Origin of the sequence: Paenibacillus sp. FSL R5-192 (assembly GCF_000517845.1) — a bacterium.
GTDB classification, from domain to species: domain Bacteria; phylum Bacillota; class Bacilli; order Paenibacillales; family Paenibacillaceae; genus Paenibacillus; species Paenibacillus amylolyticus.
In genome coordinates this window covers 879,484-896,458 of sequence record NZ_ASPR01000014.1, presented here as the reverse complement: position 1 = coordinate 896,458, position 16,975 = coordinate 879,484, and the positions used below count along the sequence as shown (strand labels likewise).

The window sequence follows — 16,975 nt, the reverse complement described above, 5'->3', positions numbered from 1 at the left end:
ACGAAACCATTACGATATATAAATGGGGTGAGGTTTCAATAAAAAAACGGTTGAAATCTCTCTTCCGAGAGACTCCAACCGTTTCTTCTAGGTCAAACGAATAAAATCAATCATGGATCGAACCTCGATCGGTCCCGGATTTGATATCACATCATTAGACTGCAATCCCTCTCTAGAAGTGAACTGCACCTTCACCGGAATGCCAGGAATCAAGTCGAAGAAGTTATCTGAGAAGACACCCTCCACATCCGAAGATAACCATACCTGTTTAGCAAGCACGTCACTTTCCAGTACCAGATGAACGCCGTTCTCATCCGCTCCCCCGCTTACATTGATGTTTGCAGGCTGCAGAGCAAGGTCTTTGGACGGTACAAAATAGTGTTCCTGTACGATATTCGCCGCACCTTCCTGTTTCAGATCCAGGCGCAGCAGCGTGTTAGTTGTATCATGACCTTCAAGCCACTCCACGTTACGTAATGACAGCACTCGATCACCTGTATTAGGTGCCAAGGTCACGTCATGTGTTTCATCACGATGCACCGTTCCATCGAACCCGAGCAAACGAATCTGTAACTGCCCTTTTACAGGTTGTAATTGATCCGAGATGATATATATATCTGTTGTATCTTCTTTTGTTCCATCTACCGATACCAACACATCGCTGAAGCTGCGTTTCGCATAATATTGCAATGCTTTCCAACGACCAAGGTAGTCCATACCTGCCCATGAAGCCACCGGCCAGCAGTCATTCATTTGCCAGTAAAGTGTGCCCATGCAGAATGGTTTGCGGCGACGGTGCGCTTCAATGGCTGTCTTCATTGCTTCCGCTTGAAGCACCTGGCTCATATACAGGAACGATGGGAAGTCCTTCGATTCATGCATGTACATATCCATGTACTGTTTGATCAGACGATTGCCTGCCCCATTCTTTTGATGAGCCAGCATGACTTCCGATTCCAGAGCCAGATCCTCTTCTTCTGCGTAAGTGCGTACTGACTTGTACTCCGGGAAAGACTGGAATCCGTATTCACTCATGAAACGACCCACATGCACGTTGTAGTTCTCGAATGGTTCTACATTGTGCCACACGCCCCAGTAGTGGATATCCCCTTCGGCTGTGGATGGGTGCGCATGTTGCGTCTCATCCCCTGTCAGGGATACCAGTGGTGAGGAAGGCCAGTAATCCACACCTGGAGCATACGCTTCAACCACTTCTGGCAGCAGATCATGGAAGATGGCTTCGTAATCGGCCCAGATACTTTCACGCTGCTCGGCAGTAAATTCCTTTTTCCAACCCCAGCCACCATTCTCAACATAGTGCGCCCAAGCCGAATCAATCTCGTTGTTCCCACACCAGAGTGCAATACTTGGATGGTTGCGCAGACGTTTCACATTATCAATGGCTTCATGTCTTACACTGCTCAGGAACGCTTCGTCTCCCGGATACATGCTGCATGCAAACATGAAGTCTTGCCATACCAGGATTCCGTATTCATCACATAGTTCGTAGAACACATCCTGCTCATAGATTCCGCCACCCCACACGCGCAGCATATTCATATTGGACTCGGCTGCGGATACGATCTCATGACGATAACGTTCATGAGTAATTTCAGTGATGAAGCTATCATTTGGAATGTGATTGGCCCCTTTGGTAAAGACCGCAACACCATTTAGTTCAAAGTAAAAGGATGCTCCTGCTTCATCTTTGTCACGTACCAGCCGAATGGAACGAAGCCCAGTCTTCACTGTAGATTCAGCCACAGCTCGCTCACCTTGAAGCACTTCGGTAAGGAAGGTGTACATATGGGGATCACCAAGCCCACGGCTCCACCACAGTTTTGGTTCATCAATGGAGATTGGAATCTCCACAGTCTGAGTTCCAGGTTGTAGCGATACGAATCTTTCCCATCTCTGTCCATCTGCGCCGATACGAATAATCGTATCTACCGCTTGTGATGTCTCGACTTCCACAACAGCAGTTAATGAAGCTGAGGTAGCGCTTACTTCATTTTGCTGGATATACACATCATTGATTCGTACCTGTGTCCAACCTTCAAGACGTGCTTCACGCCAGATCCCACTGGTTACAAAACGCGGCCCCCAGTCCCAACCATAGTGATACGGGGCTTTACGTGCAAAAATACTTACTCTCTTGTCGCCAAGTCCGCCAACATCGGACTGATCATTCGATGCAGGTAATGCATATCCGAGCTTCTCCAGCTTAGGCAGATCTTCCTGAATTGGTGACCGAAAACGTATTCGAAGAATGTTGCCGTTCCCCTTCAATACAGACTTTACATCTGCCTTCCATACCCGGAACATATTATCTGCTGATAACACATGCACATCATTCACATACACATCCGCATATGTATCCAGACCATCAAACACCAGCTCCAGATGTTCTTGGGAGAACAACCCTTCGGCAACGTCAAATTCTGTCTGATATTCCCAATCTATCTTATCAATCCATTGTACTTCCTTCTCGTTTGTTCCATAAAAAGGATCTGGAATCTTGCCCAGCTTCAGCAAATCTGTATGCACACAGCCGGGCACCTTAGCCGGCATCCACTCTTGATCTTCGCAAGCCTTGAACGTCCAATTCTGAAAAACATGTGATTGTATTGTGCTCATGACAGCCTCCATTGTTGTTAGAGTTGGTAAACATTATTTTGTTAGGTTTTGTTATTATAAAAACAAATAACTTACAAAACAAAATTAACACGATATGCTTCTTATAGTCAATCTGTTTTGTAATTTAATTTGTTAAACAATCTCTGCATAACAAAAAGACATGAAGCTCTAACCTCTCCATGTCTTTCACCTGATTTCATTTACCCGTATGATCATTGCTAAAATGACCCTTAAGTTCATATCCCATTACTGTATACTGGCGTTATATTCATCACGAATAATTAATTCCGAATAGATCAGCTTGCGTTCATAAGGTTCATCCAGATGTTTAATCCGCCACAATAGCTGATCTACTGCTCTCGTTCCCAGATTCTCTTTGTTAATATGTACCGAAGCAAGAATGGGTTCATCCGTCTGCGTATTGTCAAATCCGGTTACGGCACAGCGTTCAGGCACCTTAATGCCTCGACTTTCGAGTGCCTGAATGACAATGACAGCTGTATGGTCATTTGCGCACACAATAACTTCAGGGATATCCTCCAGCTCCATTTCAGCAACGGATCTCCGGATCTGATCATACTCTGGTCCCAGCAAGCCGTCTTGCTGTTCCCCCTCCAACTGTTTCTCTTCCAGCACCATACGATATCCAAGCCAGCGTTCTCTAAAACTTGCTGCATCGGGCAGTTGCCCGGCAAACTGGAACCTTCTATACCCTTTACCAACAAGCATGAGAACCAGTTCTTTCATACATTTCATATTGTCCGTAAAAACCGAGTCTGCGTATATGGCAGGGTCTTCATGATCCACCATGACAAGCGGAATACGCAGTCTGTAAATCTCCAGCAATACCGATGTCGAGATGGTGCCCACGGTAATGACTCCGCTGATTGCTTCGGGATTAAGGACCGAGAACATTCGATCTGAAGAGGGTTCTGTCAGCGTTAAAATATCCATCCCCTTCTCATTCAACCTCTCAGAAATGCCATCAAACACAGGCCCCCAGTATAAGGAAGATCGATTCTGAGAACGAACGTTAGGAAACAAAATTAATATCGTGCCTTGTCGCTCCGCTTCTGGCTTCATCTCCGTTGATATCAGTGTCTCCCCCGGATAACGCTTAGGCTCAGTTCTGAAATACCCAAGCTGCCCCGCTGTTCTGACAATCATCTCGCGTGTATGTTCACTCACACCAGGCTTGCCCGTCAGCGCACGGGAGACTGCGAATTTGGACACCCCCGCAGCATCCGCAATTTGCTGCATCGTTACTCTTTTGGCCATCCTACTCACCCGTTTTTCCTAATTTTCCATTCAGTGTAGCATAAAAAACAAAAATCAACAAAACAAGGTTATGTTATTTTGTTTTTGTTAGGTAGTTGTTTATCTGTTTCACAAGGTGTGCGACATAACCAAAAAAGGCCCTCTCCCCACCTTCCATAGAAGATGACGAAAGAACCCTTTGTCCTCCAATTATACGCCTCGTGCTCCTTGATCGCCGAGTTCCGACTGTAAAACCGGGCGTTTTCTGCGCCAGAAGATAGGCTGTGGAAGTTTGATCTCTGTGATCAGAACACCGACCAACATCAAAGCTGCTCCTGCATATCCTTGCAACGTTAGCGATTCCCCTTGAAAGGTAAATGCAAAGGCTGCCGCAAACAGTGGTTCGAGTGAAAAAATCAGACTTGTTCTTGTGGGAGAGGCATGACGCTGCGCGAGTGTCTGCAGAATATACCCCAAGCCGCTACACAACACACCTAACCCGAGAATGGCTGCCCAGGATTCAGCCGTATCGGGCATACGTGGCGTTTCCAGCATAAATGTAGCTGCAATTCCCCACATCGCCGCAGCACCCAATTGAACTGTCCCCAATGTTAACGGATCATGCTTCGGTGTGAACTTGCCAGCAATCATTATATAGATGGCATACACAAGTGCTGCTAGTATGCAGAGAATATCTCCCGTGTGCAGATTAAGCTGATGCTGAAGCGTCAGCAAGCCAAGCCCGGTAACGGCAACCAGGATACTGAGTGTCAATCGTTTATCCGGCATACGACGATGCTGGATCGTCGTCAGGATCGGTACAAAAATAACGGCTAAACTTATTAGGAATCCCGCTTGGGATGTCGTGGTTCGTTGCACACCATAGGTGATGAATACAAATGCAGCGAATAAAGCTGTCCCCATAATAGCGCCTGCCACAAGTGTACTGCGATCCATCTTAAACAACCGCCGATGAAAAAGAAGTCCTGCGGCAATAAAGGCAATTCCAAAACGAAATGCGACCAGATTCAATTCTTGTATGGACTCCAGACCCGATTTCATAAACAGATAGGAAGATCCCCATATAACCGTTGCGAGCAGCATCTGTATGTCCGCTCTTCTTGTTGCCTGACCTTGATTAACCTGTACACCATTCATCTTACTTCAACCTTCATTCTATGTATTCTGATCTGTGTGATCGTGCGTCAAACTAACTCGCCTTGGCAAGTATAAACCATCTCTTTGCATTATTAAAATGAATATTTATAATGGATTATATGAAATAAACTCATGTATCAAAAATGGGAAGGAACGGAACCATTCATGTCACTGATCAAATACGAAATATTAAATACCGTTGTGGAATATGGCAGTCTCACCAAAGCAGCTGAAGCTCTGAATATCACCCAATCCGCAGTCAGCCATGCCATCGCCAGTCTGGAGACAGAATGTGGTTTTTCCCTGCTCCATCGCAGCCGCTCCGGTGTGCGGGTTACCGCTGAAGGGGAACGCATTCTGGGATACACACGTGAGATTCTGCGCTGGACGGAACTCATGAACCAGGAAATTTCCCTCATTCGCGGCGCGGAGATTGGTACGGTGCGTATTGGTACCTTCGCAAGTGTCTCCACACAATGGTTGCCGGGCATCCTGAAACAATTTCGCCTGCGTCATCCCGGAATTGAGATTAAGCTGTGGGAAGGAGATTATGCTGAGATTGAGGGCTGGCTAGCTGGAGGTGCCATCGATCTCGGATTTCTATCCCTCGGCGATTCATCACCTTTTGAGACGATCCCATTACAAAAAGACAGGATGATGTGCATCCTGCCTCTGGATCATCCTCTCGCCTCAGAGGAGTCTGTTTCGTTTGATGTTTTACTGGAACAACCCTTTATTCTGCCCAAGTGGGGTGGAGATAACGAGATTGAACGACTCATCCGGCAACATGCAGCCAAGCTCAATGTCGTCTATGAAGTAGCCGAGGATCAAGCCATTATGGCGATGGTCCGTAATGGCCTCGGTATCAGCCTGCTTCCGGAAATGGTTCTTCAAAATCATACCGATTCACTCGCGCTCGTGCCACTCTCTGGAGATCCTTATCGTACAATTGGCATGGCCTGCCCATCTTTGGGCAATCTATCGCCCGCTACGCGGCGTTTCATTGAAGCGGTACAACAGTGGCTGGGCCAGGTAATGTAAATTTGGAGAACTCACTACCTCTGTCGTTAAGATCGATTTCTCCTATCCGTTACTCACAAATTGGATAACGCCGAGGGTCAATATCAGTACAGATATAATCCCAATCGTGATGCCAAAACCAATCAGGAAGCGCACGCCAGGTGAGCGTTTGTTCTGATGGCTGCCTCCCAGGTTATCCAATTTTCGCTCAATTTGATCCAACCTTTCATTTACCTGTTTCAGATCTTGATTGGAGTTCATTCATCCATCTCTCCCTTTTCTGTGTATTCGATCTATTCCCACACCCGATCGAGCTGATCTGCGTAGTTACGGATGGCTCTGTTATAGTCATTGATTCTCTTGTCACTTGATGTGTCCGCAAGTTGCACGAGCAGTCGTTGCATCGCTTCTGCATGTTCACCCAGATTGTAGAGCACCATGGCATAGAAAACTTCAAATTCCCGGTACGCCGGGAATTCTTTCATCCCTTTTTCAAACCAAACCTTTGCCTGCTCATACTGTCCAAGCGTTCGATATGTGCTGCCCAACCCGAGTATCGCCCCTGCCCTGTCCTCACCAGAAAGACCAAGACTTAGTGCCTTCTCATAATGCGGGACAGCTTCCTGCTCCAATCCAAGCGAATCATGTGCCCAAGCCAGCTGATACCAGACATTCGCATTCTCGGGTTCCTGGACTGTAATCTCTTGCAGTAGTTCAATCGCTTCCTGCACCTTGCCTTCTTGTCTCCATTGCACGGCCTGTTCCAAATTACTCATGCTGTCACTTCCCATCTTGCATTATAATTTCCACATATATAATTCAATTGTTTTATTATACCAAAAAAGCACCCTAGAGAATATGTTGTAACAACTCAAGGTTGTCCAAACGCTATTCCATAGTGTGCTTTTTCATTCGATGCAGCCTGTTATAAAAAATGGACTAAAGCATAATTCCACTGGACACTTCGATGACAGAACAACCTTCCGATCGCTGTTATCCCCGGATTTTTCGAATCATTTTAACAAAGGTGAAAATCCGGGGATAAGCGTATGCTTTCGATGCAGCTTTCTTTCAGAAAGCTTTTAGGCGAACGCTTTCGCTTCTTCAGGTTTTTTCTGTCCTCTCCGTTTTGTGTAAATGTTTAGTTCAATTTATATAGCTTAAGCTGAAATCTCTCTGAAAACGATCTGTTCATCGTCTAATTAAGACCATACCGTATTCGCTACCATGACAATAAATACAAGCATGAGATAATTAACAGAGATCAGAAAGTTTACTTTTGCCCACTTCTCATCATCCCGTGTCTTCAGTCCGCTAAGTGTATGCACGAACCAGATCAGTCCACCGACCAGAGATACAATCAGAAATACCAGACCTACGTAGTTGTAATAATACAACAGGAATACAGCAGGAAGCAGCAGAAAAACATAAGGAATCATCTGAAACTTGGTGCGTTTCACCCCTTTAACCACTGGCAACAACGGGAAGCCAGCAGCACGATACTCCTCTACCCGGCGAATACCCAATGACCAGAAGTGTGGTGGTTGCCACAAGAATAATAGTGCAAATAGCAACCAGGCACCTGCATCAATCTCATTGGTTACAGACGTATAACCGATGACAGGCGGCATTGCTCCTGCAATTCCACCCAGCGACGTGCTCCACGTCGAACTGCGTTTCAACCACATCGTGTAAATCACGATGTAAGCGAACCACCCAAGTAGTGCCATCCAGCCTGATAACGGGTTCACCAGAAAAAATAGTACTGCTAGTCCCACAACACCAAGGATAATGCCATAGCCAAGTACAAACCCTGGCTTCAGATGGTTAATGTAATCCATCCTTTTTTTGGTGCGCTCCATCTTTTGGTCCAATTCACGATCCCAATAATTGTTGATTACACAAGCTGAAGCAATAACCAAGGTTGATCCAATCACGACCATGAGCAGAGATAACCAGTTGATATCCCATTTTGAAGCTACCCAGAATCCTACCGCCACCGCAAACACATTTAACCTTAGAAGTCCGGGCTTAGTTAATGCAATCATGTCTTTAAGCATGAGGCTCCTCCTGAACTATGTAAAAACGCCATTCCAATAATGATACATGTACCTACCATTAATTACAATCGCTTTCATTAATTTGTCATAACCAAAAAGCATCCCTCATCGTTCCAATGAACAGGAGGAATGCTTAAATGATGAATTTCATCTTATTTTATGGGATGTATTGTTGCACAATTTTAGTCACTTTTCCGTCCTGCACCGTCAGATGATACGGGAATACGGACAGATCAAGAATACGGGTATTCTCATACAACGATTCGAACTTGGATAATGTCACGGGTTCATTCCACTGAATGTCTGCGCCCTGCATCGTACCATCCCGATCATACAACTGCATCAATACTTCAGCATTGGCACTAACTTCAACTTGTTCCTGCTCTTTGCTGTCATTGACAATATAGTAACCATCTGGAGCACCGTCTATACCTGCTTCCGGATTGCGCTGTGCAAAAATCGCATCGGCTTCTTCACCCTGATACCAGCCAATCTTGTCCACTGTCATAAACAATTTGCCGTCTTCTATATGCATACCTTCAACATAGGCTGTAAACATCTCGGAGTTTGCAACTTGAGCTTCTTTCGCAGAAGTTTGTTGAGCGTCCGTACTACCTTGAGCATTCGCAGGGGTAAGTAAATATGTAGTCAGCACAATCATACCAAGTAAAGCAACAACTGCACCGATCATTCCTAGTTTCCATTGTTTTGTCGCGTTCTTCATAGGTAACATCTCTCCTTAATATGAACGTTACTATTCCTTAACCGGAAGTCTTGCTTCTCAAACGCTCATGTGAACTATCGATTCCAACGTTCTTTCTTTTCCTATCATACTTCGAACAGGGATTATAAAAGTATCAGCCAGATTAAAAATAGTTACAATGTGCGTCATCACTCCTGTCTGTATTCTCCGTAAACGGCAATAACCCCTGAAGGCATCGCCATTCAGAGGTTATTTACTAGGGTGTGTTTTTTAAACTCAGGCAAGTGATACGTTGAAGGATGTCTGTGTCCCAAACATCTTGAAGTCCAAGCTACCTAGTCCTGACGAATGGTCCAGATAACTAAGGAATCGAGGACGTCTTATTTGGTCTTCTGGCGGTCCTTTTATTTTGTAAGGAACATGAGACACGTTATTTGCCAAAATTTCCTGGAAATACGCTATTAACGGCTGTTTATACCAATATAACGTGTGTCAGATTCCTTAGATTGCTACGGGACTTTCAAACCCCTGAATAAGACGTCACAGGTTCGTTAGCGCTCCCCTCTCTATGCCCTGCTCCAGACACGTTCAGAGTTACGCTCCAGCTTTTGGCAGGTTTTTGGCAAGTTTGAAGACCTGCTCAAAATATTTCTTATGCTTACGCATAGATACTAATCTTAATGATTGGGTGTGGAGCTTTGTGCCAAACGAACGAGCATATGAGCCAACATGTGACGTTCATCTTCCTTGCCGACGTTCCACAACTCCTGCAGCAGTTTTTCTTCACGATTACGGGGTTCCTCCCGAGCTGCCAGATAATCCGCTACTTTCTCGGCAATTTTGGCCATCTGCTCCTCACTTAGTCCAATCGATTCTCCCATGGCAATTCGCTTACCCAGATATTCTTTGAATGCATCAAAGTTCTGTAAAATCTGTTCTCTTTCTTCCGGCGCAATCTTCTCAATTGCATTGTCCACCTTGTCAGTTGATACTTGGCCATCTTTATGGATTACATGATTTTCTTCATTCATCTGAATAACCTCCTGCATAATAGTTGTTTATTGGTTTGAAGCTTTAAACTTAATACTCATTGGTTATCTATAATATAAACGTATTGCAGAAGTTTAATCAGTACGTTCAATTCTGTATATATCTTCTATATATGAGCAAGTACACGTTTCAAAAGAACTACAGTGGTTAATCGTTTACATATACGTAACGGTGTTTGGATATGTTAATGAACACCTTATACAATATCGAACCAGGAGGGATTTCCCATGCGTGATAAAACCAAACATGAGAAGACAAACGATGAACTTGAACCAGGAGTGAATACCGTTATCCATCCAGACAAAAACAATCCCGGACCAACCGATATGATCGAAGGCGTGGTTGGTGATATCGTGGACAACATTCGCAAAGATTTCTCACATAACTCGAAGGACAAGAGTTCTTCTTCCAAGTCAACGGATTCATCGGATAAACAAGCGTAATCCTTTTCTCCCTAGCAAAAGATAGCTCAAAAAGTCCTCCTGCCACATGCATGGCTTGGGAGGACTTTTTTGGTAATGAGCAATGGAATAATCAACCTCATAGTTGGAGGTGAAATTCATCGTGAATCCTTGGTCATCTGCTGTAACGCCTTATGAATCCAGATCGCGGCAATGGAACCTTCACCCATCGCAACGGTTGCTTGTTCTGCGTGCAGGCCCAGATCCCCGGCAATCCACACATTAGTCGCTGCCTGCAAGCAGCGCGGATCGGCTTCCACATGTTTATTATCTGCGATTACAGCTCCCAGCTGCTCCGCCAGTTCATAGTGTACCCGGTTGCCTCCAAATGCGATAAATCCACGCTCCGACTCAAAAATCTGCCCATCTTCGGTCAGAACACCGGTGATATGGCCATCCTCAATCTGTTGTACTTCCTGAACAGCCGCTTCCAGATAACGAACTCCCGCCTCTTTCATGCTCCGATGCAGCTCTGCAGATATGGGAGCCTGCTCATGATTGATATATAACAGATCATTCGTACGCTGAATTAAAATCATCGCCATATTGGCACCTGGTTCGCCAGATCCCAATAGTACCGTACGTTGATCCTGAATCTCATAACCATCGCAATCAGGGCAGACATACACTGTTCGGCCCAGCGTAGGGGTTAGACCCGGAATGTCCGGAACTCTATCCGTGAGCCCCGTTGCCAATAACACGGTTTTGCTCCTATATTCAGATCCGGAAGTACCGAATAATTGAATATGTTCTCCCTTACGTTCCGCTTTAATGATACGGTCTTTCTCAAAAGATACACCAGTCCGCTCTGCCTGCATCCTGCCTCGTTCTCTAAGCTCTTCACCGGATACCCCATCGGGGAAACCGAGGATATTATGATAAGTCCGGCACAACGTCGATCTGCCTTCTCCTGCGTCAATTACCAACACCTGATGAGCTGAATAACGTCCAAGCTGAATGGCTGCCTGAAGCCCTGCGAGCCCTCCACCTACAATTATGCAATCAACCTCTCGCATGCTCCTTCTCCTCCTGAACTTCCATTTATCTAATTTAATTAAACAGTTTGTCCTTATATACATTAAACCGTTCAGCCAAGCTTAAACGATTCCTCATATTCCTTATCTTATACCAAAATAAACAGGCCCAAACCATCCGTAGGAATCACGGTGAGTTTGGGCCTATAAGATTTATGATTACTTAGAAGTTATAAGATTCAAATCGCGATGCATTCGAGATGGCGTTCCATACATCCGCTGTTTCGCCGCCCATATACCAGTAAGCCAGTCCAGCGATTTGCCGTTGCTCACTCATTAACACTTTGGCCGATAAAGAACGACTGTCCTCTGCCCATATATATCTTGGCTTACCGTTACTGTTGTACCCGATAATATATTGAACCAGACTTGCATCCCATCGTCTTACAGATCCCGTGGCATGCGCACGCATTCCCTGATCTGCCAGTGTAATGTCCCAAGAGCTGGTTGCTGGATTTACGGAAGACCAGTCTCGTGTATACAATGGAAGGGCCAAAATTGTTTTGGCACGTACGACCTCGGAGAGCATGGTATCCAAAGCCTTTTCCACCCATGGAAGAGACGCCACTGATCCTGCTTTCGGATCACCGTTCCAGTGTTCCTCGTATCCCATCAGCACCATATAATCCGATACAGCGCCCAGTTTGGCATAATCAAATGCATCCGTCCAATCAGTACCCAGGTCTGGCGAAACGTCCACGGACACCACAGCACCGAGTGCGTGCAACGTAGCCGTCAAAGAGGTCACAAATGCCGTTAACCCTTCACGATCCGCAGGATCAACATTCTCGAAGTCCACATTAATGCCGTCCAGTTTATAGGTTTTGACATAAGCGGCTACCTGTGAGATCACTGCCGCTCGGTTGGCCGAACTGGATAACATCTGATGGGTAAGTGCCGAATCGGAACGATTCCCAAGTAATGGCCATAGCTGCCTGTCGGTGGCGGATGCCCAGGAGATCAATGCCGGGTCCGCGTGATCTGTTACTTTCATACTGCTGTTCAGGAAAAACCAGCGTGGGACGAGCGTATTGACCTCAGATTGTTCCACTTGCTTCTTGAATTCAGTTGTAGTGGAGTTATATTGCCAGCCCAACTGAACGCCAAGTTCATCCCCACGTTGTAACTGCTCAGACCATGTTTTCTTTTGTAAAATGGCATCGAGCACTACGGCTGCTTCTTCTCGCGTTACCTGGTCATGTGGTCGAAACACGCCTCCGCTTCCCCGCATTAGTCCAAGTTGATATACCGTCTGAACATAAGGACGTGCCCAGTCCGAGATATCCGCTGCGTCAAAATACGTTGAAGATAAGAGTGATGTCTCTACGGGTTGTTGTTTCAACATTCGCACAAGAAGGGCAGCAGCTTCTTCGCGCGTAATGGAAGCATTAGGCTGGAACGTTCCCTGACCCTTACCCTCCAGAATAAAAAGATTCGTCATAGCGGCAACATTGCCGTAATACCAAGCATTCATGCTTATATCCTGATAGGGATTTATATTATTTTTTACGGGCTTCAAACCTAGCAATCTCACTGCAAACGTCGCAAATTCTGCACGAGTAACGGCCTTCTTCGGTTCAAACGTAGTCTCTGACGTACCGGCAGCAATACCTTTAGCCACCAGATGTGTAATGGCATCCTTGGCGTAACTGGTGTGCGTGTCCTGAAACTGTTGCTGCACGCTTGCAGCCTGTACGGTAGAGCTGTATCCAGCCACTGATCCAAGTGTTAATAACCCGCATAAAGCCATTTTCCATATCCGTTGGTTCGTTATGTCTTTTAATCTATTATTCACATTAAAAAGCCTCGCTTCATTGGATTACGATCAACTATCATCGTATCAAATAGAAGCGAGGCCGTATGTGGTTAAATGTTGGGAAATGCGAAGCTTACTTGTGTACTTTTACGCGCTCTTCAATGGGTTGGAATTCTTTCTCCCCCGGTGCTGCCGTTGGTTTACCAAATGGCATTTGAGCGATCAATCTCCAGTTCTCAGGAATGTTCCATTCTTGCTTCACTTTCTCGTCAATCAACGGGTTGTAGTGCTGCAAAGATGCACCCAGACCTTCTTGTTCCAGAGCAGTCCAGATTACCAGTTGCAACATGCCGTTGGATTGGTTAGCCCAGATTGGGAAGTTATCTGCATAAGCTGCAAAGTTTTGTTGAAGCTGTGCGATCGCATTGTTATCTTCGAAGAAGAGAACCGTACCATATCCGCTGCGGAATCCAGTCATTTTCTCTGCTGTGGATTTGAAGGCTTCTTCATTACCTACCACTTCACGCAAAATTTCTTCTGTGTGATTCCACAATTTATCATGTTGTTCACCGAGCAATACAACGGCACGGGATGTTTGTGAGTTAAAGGAAGTTGGTGTATATTTCACCGCTTCTTCTACGATTTCCTGGATTTTAGCATCCGAAATTGTAGATTCCTTGCTGATTCCATAATAAGATCTTCTGTTTTTCAACGCATCAAAAAAAGTTGTCATTCTTATTCGCCTCCCAAAATTTTTTTTCAATTGCCAACACAGTAACTATAATATAGTAACATACATTAGTCAACAAACTAATTTATTTTCACTAAATATACATTCACTGAAAACATTTCAACAAGTTTGCCCAATACAGCAATTGAAATTATCCTTCGCCCGTCTTTTTACGATAATCCGCCCGGTATTTCTCTTCCGTAGACGAGTTACTTTTTGTCTGATCTTTATTCTTCTCTTCCTGAGCTTCCATATTCAGATCTTCCATCGGAATTGGATCTACGGTCTGTTCTTCTTCATGTCGGTCAAGCAGACTTTCGTGCTCTGTCTTATATTGTTCAGGATTGTCACGGGATTGTTCCTGTTGGGTATCGTTGTTATTCTGATCCGGTGTGCGCTGTTTCATTCATATTCGCCTCCTCTGGGTTCATTACCTTTCTTTACCTGTTCTGCGTGTCCTCTAAACACAGTGGGATGCATTCCTCAAACAAAAACCAACAAAAAAAGCCAACCAGACAAGCTGGTCAGCTCAAAGACGACTTCTATGATTGGCGATGCAATTGGGTACGGTACAGATCAGGCGAACATCCCACACTTTGTTTGAACATCCGACTAAAATGCGAAAGGCGTTTGAAACCGGACAATCGACTTGCTTCTGTCACGGTGATCTCAGGCTGAAACTGAAACAAAAGCTTCGCCTGATTGATACGGCGGTCATACAGGTATTTAAATATCGTCAAACCTGTCATTTCCTTAAACATGCCTGCCAGATATGGCTTGGACAGATGTAATTCCAGTGCCAGATCATCCAGACCAATGTCCTTCATATAATGGGTATCCACATAACGAATAATGTGTTGGACATGCCGCTCCCTCTCCGATGAGGGAAGTTGTTCCTGGACATCACCCTGGCAGATCTCTGCTACAAAATACAACAGATCACACAGTCTGACATTCATTCGCTCTTGCCTGAAATTGCTCTGACTTTGAGACAGACGATGAAGATCATGCAATAGAGCTTCGAATTCAGAGCGGTTATCTCCCTTCAGATTGACCCGGCAATTTCTGAGTTCTTCAAATGGTCTCAGGACCTCAGCCATACGGTCCGGATGCAGGCTGCCGCGGATTGCAGACGGATCAAAATGCAGTGTGCTTCGCTCATAAGCACTGCCTGGCTTCGGATGTGGTCGATGAAGAGTCAGGCCATGCATTAACACCAGATCACCCGGCTCCAGGTTATATACCCGGTCTCCTATGATATAGGTACATTCTCCATCATGAAAATAATAAATCTCATAATGTGGATGTGAATGGAATCCATCTGACTTGCCTGGGTTAAATATGCTGGTGGATCGGTAACTATACTCCAGTGAAGCGCTAAATTGCATCATGCTCGGCACATTCATGCACCTCCTGTTCGGAAGAGGGAAACGATTTGTATCATGCCCCTGTAGGATATATGAAAGTGAAATTATAGAAGCTGTTTAATACTCTCTTGAATCTCGTCGATGGAGTCGACAGGTTCGAAGCGTCTGACCACACGACCCTCTGCATCAATCAGGAATTTTGTGAAATTCCATTTGATTGCATCGCCGTGTAACCATTCTGGTGCCTTCTCAGCCACCATTAATTTCAATAATTTGGCCTGTATATCTGTTTCATCAAAGCCGGCAAAAGGCCCTGATCTTTTCAAAAAGTCGTAGAGCGGGTGCGCCGCTTCTCCATTCACATCCAGTTTGGAGAACATCGGAAATTTCACACCATAGTTAATCTGGCAAAACGATTCCGCTTCCGAACTGCTTCCAGGCTCTTGCTCTGCAAACTGGTTACACGGGAAACCAATAATCTGAATTCCTTGATCCTTGTACTGGTCATACAGCTTCTGCATGTCATCAAACTGGTGCGTATATTTACATTTACTTGCCGTGTTTACGATGAGCACAGGTTTTCCTTCATATTGATAGAGTGGGAAACGCTCTCCACTGGTTCTGGTTACGGTAAAGTCGTAGATGGTTGGCATAAGTCTAGTGCACCTCGCGATAGTTATGTAGTCATACAGCATCATATGTCATTGTTAATTATATACGAAGTTTGAACTATTGTATCGCGCAAGATAAGTTACTCTCCCTTTCAACAGAAAACCCTTCTGCCGCGAAAATCTCTTCGTTCAGCAAAAGGGTTATTATATGGGATCACAGTGACAGCAGCTTCAGCCCTTCACGGCACTTCCGGCCACGCCCTGAATGATATAATGCTGACCCACGAGGAAAACGATGATCATCGGAATAATGCCTGCCGTGGCAGCGGCCATCATGCCGTTGTAATCCACATTGTTCTCCAGAATAAAGTTCTGCAGTCCGAGCGGAACGGTGTACAGGTCTTTGTCGATCAGGAACACAAGCGCATTCTCATAGTCATTCCAATGCCATGAGAAATCTATAATCGCCAGGGTAGCCAGCGCTGGCTTCGCCAAGGGTAGAATCAGCCTGAAGAATATGCGCAGGTGACCGGCACCGTCGATGAACGCCGCTTCCGATATCTCTGATGGCACGGACAGAAAAAATTGTCGCAACATAAACACGCCAAAGATCGTGAACATTCCGGGCAGGATCAATGCCCAATGCGTATTATATATGCCGACCCATTCAAACATCAGGAACTTCGGTACAAAGAGCACCTGCGGAGGCACCATCATCATCGAGAGATAGATCAGGAACAATGTCTCCCGACCTTTGAATTGAATCCGTGCGAAGCCATAGGCTGCAAAAGCCGAGAGAAATACAGCTCCGATCGTGCTAATTAGCGATATTTTCAACGAGTTCAGATAATATGTGGCAAAGGTATCCGCTCCACTCCAAACCTTAATATGATGCTCCCAGTTCAGGCTGGAGGGTATCCACTGGATGGGATAGGTGAATACGTCCGCAGGAGATTTGAACGACGTGCTGATCATCCAGATAAACGGCATAATCATCAGCAGGGCAAACCCGGACATCAGAAGTGTCAGTATGATTTTTCGAATCTGGCTCAAGGACTCCATGCGGACTTTAACTTTAGGTGAATGTGGAGCTGTGGGCTTCGCATTCGTGACAATTGGTTTCTCCATAAC

General features: G+C 45.4%; 17 protein-coding genes. 2 read left to right on the top strand and 15 right to left on the bottom strand.

Going from position 1 to position 16,975, the window contains the following annotated elements; all coding sequences use genetic code 11:
• Window positions 1-87 precede the first annotated feature (87 nt).
• From C161_RS12470 to C161_RS12460, 3 genes are all read right to left on the bottom strand, one after another.
• Window positions 88-2,637 (bottom strand): beta-mannosidase, encoded by a 2,550-nt coding sequence (locus C161_RS12470; protein ID WP_036670550.1) that lies wholly within the window; start codon window positions 2,635-2,637, stop codon window positions 88-90.
• A 246-nt stretch (window positions 2,638-2,883) separates the two neighbouring features.
• On the bottom strand, window positions 2,884-3,915 hold the full coding sequence (locus C161_RS12465) for a LacI family DNA-binding transcriptional regulator (RefSeq protein ID WP_036670548.1): 1,032 nt from the start codon (window positions 3,913-3,915) through the stop codon (window positions 2,884-2,886).
• Between the two features lie 189 nt (window positions 3,916-4,104).
• Window positions 4,105-5,052, bottom strand: a complete 948-nt coding sequence (locus C161_RS12460) for a DMT family transporter (protein WP_036670547.1) — start codon at window positions 5,050-5,052, stop codon at window positions 4,105-4,107.
• Between the two features lie 165 nt (window positions 5,053-5,217).
• Here C161_RS12460 and C161_RS12455 point away from each other — a divergent pair, with 165 nt between their 5' ends.
• On the top strand, window positions 5,218-6,093 hold the full coding sequence (locus C161_RS12455; protein ID WP_036671042.1) for a LysR family transcriptional regulator: 876 nt from the start codon (window positions 5,218-5,220) through the stop codon (window positions 6,091-6,093).
• Between the two features lie 42 nt (window positions 6,094-6,135).
• Here the strand turns inward: C161_RS12455 and C161_RS12450 are convergent, their stop codons facing one another.
• From C161_RS12450 to C161_RS12430, 5 genes are all read right to left on the bottom strand, one after another.
• The gene (locus C161_RS12450) at window positions 6,136-6,333 is read right to left on the bottom strand and encodes a hypothetical protein (protein WP_036670545.1); all 198 of its coding nucleotides are present in this window, start codon (window positions 6,331-6,333) and stop codon (window positions 6,136-6,138) included.
• Window positions 6,334-6,365: 32 nt separating this feature from the next.
• Window positions 6,366-6,848, bottom strand: a complete 483-nt coding sequence (locus tag C161_RS12445; RefSeq protein ID WP_036670544.1) for a tetratricopeptide repeat protein — start codon at window positions 6,846-6,848, stop codon at window positions 6,366-6,368.
• A gap of 426 nt (window positions 6,849-7,274) precedes the next feature.
• Window positions 7,275-8,132: a heme o synthase gene (gene cyoE, locus C161_RS12440; RefSeq protein ID WP_036670542.1), complete on the bottom strand. Its 858-nt coding sequence runs from the start codon at window positions 8,130-8,132 to the stop codon at window positions 7,275-7,277.
• A 157-nt stretch (window positions 8,133-8,289) separates the two neighbouring features.
• Window positions 8,290-8,856, bottom strand: coding sequence for a hypothetical protein (locus C161_RS12435; RefSeq protein WP_017688959.1), 567 nt, complete (start codon window positions 8,854-8,856; stop codon window positions 8,290-8,292).
• 656 nt (window positions 8,857-9,512) lie between these two features.
• A complete protein-coding gene (locus C161_RS12430) occupies window positions 9,513-9,866 on the bottom strand; it encodes a DUF3243 domain-containing protein (protein ID WP_036609024.1) in 354 nt (117 codons plus the stop codon).
• Window positions 9,867-10,112: 246 nt separating this feature from the next.
• Between C161_RS12430 and C161_RS12425 the strand changes: the two genes are divergently transcribed.
• Complete coding sequence (locus tag C161_RS12425) at window positions 10,113-10,328, top strand: hypothetical protein (protein WP_036670540.1); 216 nt, start codon at window positions 10,113-10,115, stop codon at window positions 10,326-10,328.
• Window positions 10,329-10,444: 116 nt separating this feature from the next.
• Here the strand turns inward: C161_RS12425 and C161_RS12420 are convergent, their stop codons facing one another.
• The 7 genes from C161_RS12420 to C161_RS12390 all read right to left on the bottom strand — a co-directional run bounded on the left by C161_RS12420 (window position 10,445) and on the right by C161_RS12390 (window position 16,972).
• Entirely contained in the window at window positions 10,445-11,362 is a 918-nt protein-coding gene (locus C161_RS12420) for an NAD(P)/FAD-dependent oxidoreductase (protein ID WP_036670538.1), read from the bottom strand.
• A gap of 181 nt (window positions 11,363-11,543) precedes the next feature.
• A complete protein-coding gene (locus C161_RS12415) occupies window positions 11,544-13,175 on the bottom strand; it encodes an S-layer homology domain-containing protein (RefSeq protein WP_235193793.1) in 1,632 nt (543 codons plus the stop codon).
• A 94-nt stretch (window positions 13,176-13,269) separates the two neighbouring features.
• On the bottom strand, window positions 13,270-13,869 hold the full coding sequence (locus C161_RS12410; RefSeq protein WP_036670536.1) for a nitroreductase family protein: 600 nt from the start codon (window positions 13,867-13,869) through the stop codon (window positions 13,270-13,272).
• A gap of 148 nt (window positions 13,870-14,017) precedes the next feature.
• The gene (locus C161_RS12405) at window positions 14,018-14,272 is read right to left on the bottom strand and encodes a hypothetical protein (protein ID WP_036609033.1); all 255 of its coding nucleotides are present in this window, start codon (window positions 14,270-14,272) and stop codon (window positions 14,018-14,020) included.
• 136 nt (window positions 14,273-14,408) lie between these two features.
• Window positions 14,409-15,272 (bottom strand): AraC family transcriptional regulator, encoded by an 864-nt coding sequence (locus tag C161_RS12400; RefSeq protein WP_036670534.1) that lies wholly within the window; start codon window positions 15,270-15,272, stop codon window positions 14,409-14,411.
• A 65-nt stretch (window positions 15,273-15,337) separates the two neighbouring features.
• A complete protein-coding gene (locus C161_RS12395) occupies window positions 15,338-15,886 on the bottom strand; it encodes a glutathione peroxidase (protein WP_036670533.1) in 549 nt (182 codons plus the stop codon).
• Window positions 15,887-16,075: 189 nt separating this feature from the next.
• Window positions 16,076-16,972, bottom strand: a complete 897-nt coding sequence (locus tag C161_RS12390; RefSeq protein WP_235193792.1) for a carbohydrate ABC transporter permease — start codon at window positions 16,970-16,972, stop codon at window positions 16,076-16,078.
• Window positions 16,973-16,975: the final 3 nt, after the last annotated feature.

What these genes read in the sequence shown, in the direction of transcription:
- C161_RS12470 (WP_036670550.1), bottom strand. Translation starts at nt 2,637, where the DNA reads ATGAGCACAATACAATCACATGTTTTTCAGAATTGGACGTTCAAGGCT.
- C161_RS12465 (WP_036670548.1), bottom strand. Translation starts at nt 3,915, where the DNA reads ATGGCCAAAAGAGTAACGATGCAGCAAATTGCGGATGCTGCGGGGGTG.
- C161_RS12460 (WP_036670547.1), bottom strand. Translation starts at nt 5,052, where the DNA reads ATGAATGGTGTACAGGTTAATCAAGGTCAGGCAACAAGAAGAGCGGAC.
- C161_RS12455 (WP_036671042.1), top strand. Translation starts at nt 5,218, where the DNA reads ATGTCACTGATCAAATACGAAATATTAAATACCGTTGTGGAATATGGC.
- C161_RS12450 (WP_036670545.1), bottom strand. Translation starts at nt 6,333, where the DNA reads ATGAACTCCAATCAAGATCTGAAACAGGTAAATGAAAGGTTGGATCAA.
- C161_RS12445 (WP_036670544.1), bottom strand. Translation starts at nt 6,848, where the DNA reads ATGAGTAATTTGGAACAGGCCGTGCAATGGAGACAAGAAGGCAAGGTG.
- cyoE (WP_036670542.1), bottom strand. Translation starts at nt 8,132, where the DNA reads ATGCTTAAAGACATGATTGCATTAACTAAGCCCGGACTTCTAAGGTTA.
- C161_RS12435 (WP_017688959.1), bottom strand. Translation starts at nt 8,856, where the DNA reads ATGAAGAACGCGACAAAACAATGGAAACTAGGAATGATCGGTGCAGTT.
- C161_RS12430 (WP_036609024.1), bottom strand. Translation starts at nt 9,866, where the DNA reads ATGAATGAAGAAAATCATGTAATCCATAAAGATGGCCAAGTATCAACT.
- C161_RS12425 (WP_036670540.1), top strand. Translation starts at nt 10,113, where the DNA reads ATGCGTGATAAAACCAAACATGAGAAGACAAACGATGAACTTGAACCA.
- C161_RS12420 (WP_036670538.1), bottom strand. Translation starts at nt 11,362, where the DNA reads ATGCGAGAGGTTGATTGCATAATTGTAGGTGGAGGGCTCGCAGGGCTT.
- C161_RS12410 (WP_036670536.1), bottom strand. Translation starts at nt 13,869, where the DNA reads ATGACAACTTTTTTTGATGCGTTGAAAAACAGAAGATCTTATTATGGA.
- C161_RS12405 (WP_036609033.1), bottom strand. Translation starts at nt 14,272, where the DNA reads ATGAAACAGCGCACACCGGATCAGAATAACAACGATACCCAACAGGAA.
- C161_RS12400 (WP_036670534.1), bottom strand. Translation starts at nt 15,272, where the DNA reads ATGAATGTGCCGAGCATGATGCAATTTAGCGCTTCACTGGAGTATAGT.
- C161_RS12395 (WP_036670533.1), bottom strand. Translation starts at nt 15,886, where the DNA reads ATGCCAACCATCTACGACTTTACCGTAACCAGAACCAGTGGAGAGCGT.
- C161_RS12390 (WP_235193792.1), bottom strand. Translation starts at nt 16,972, where the DNA reads ATGGAGAAACCAATTGTCACGAATGCGAAGCCCACAGCTCCACATTCA.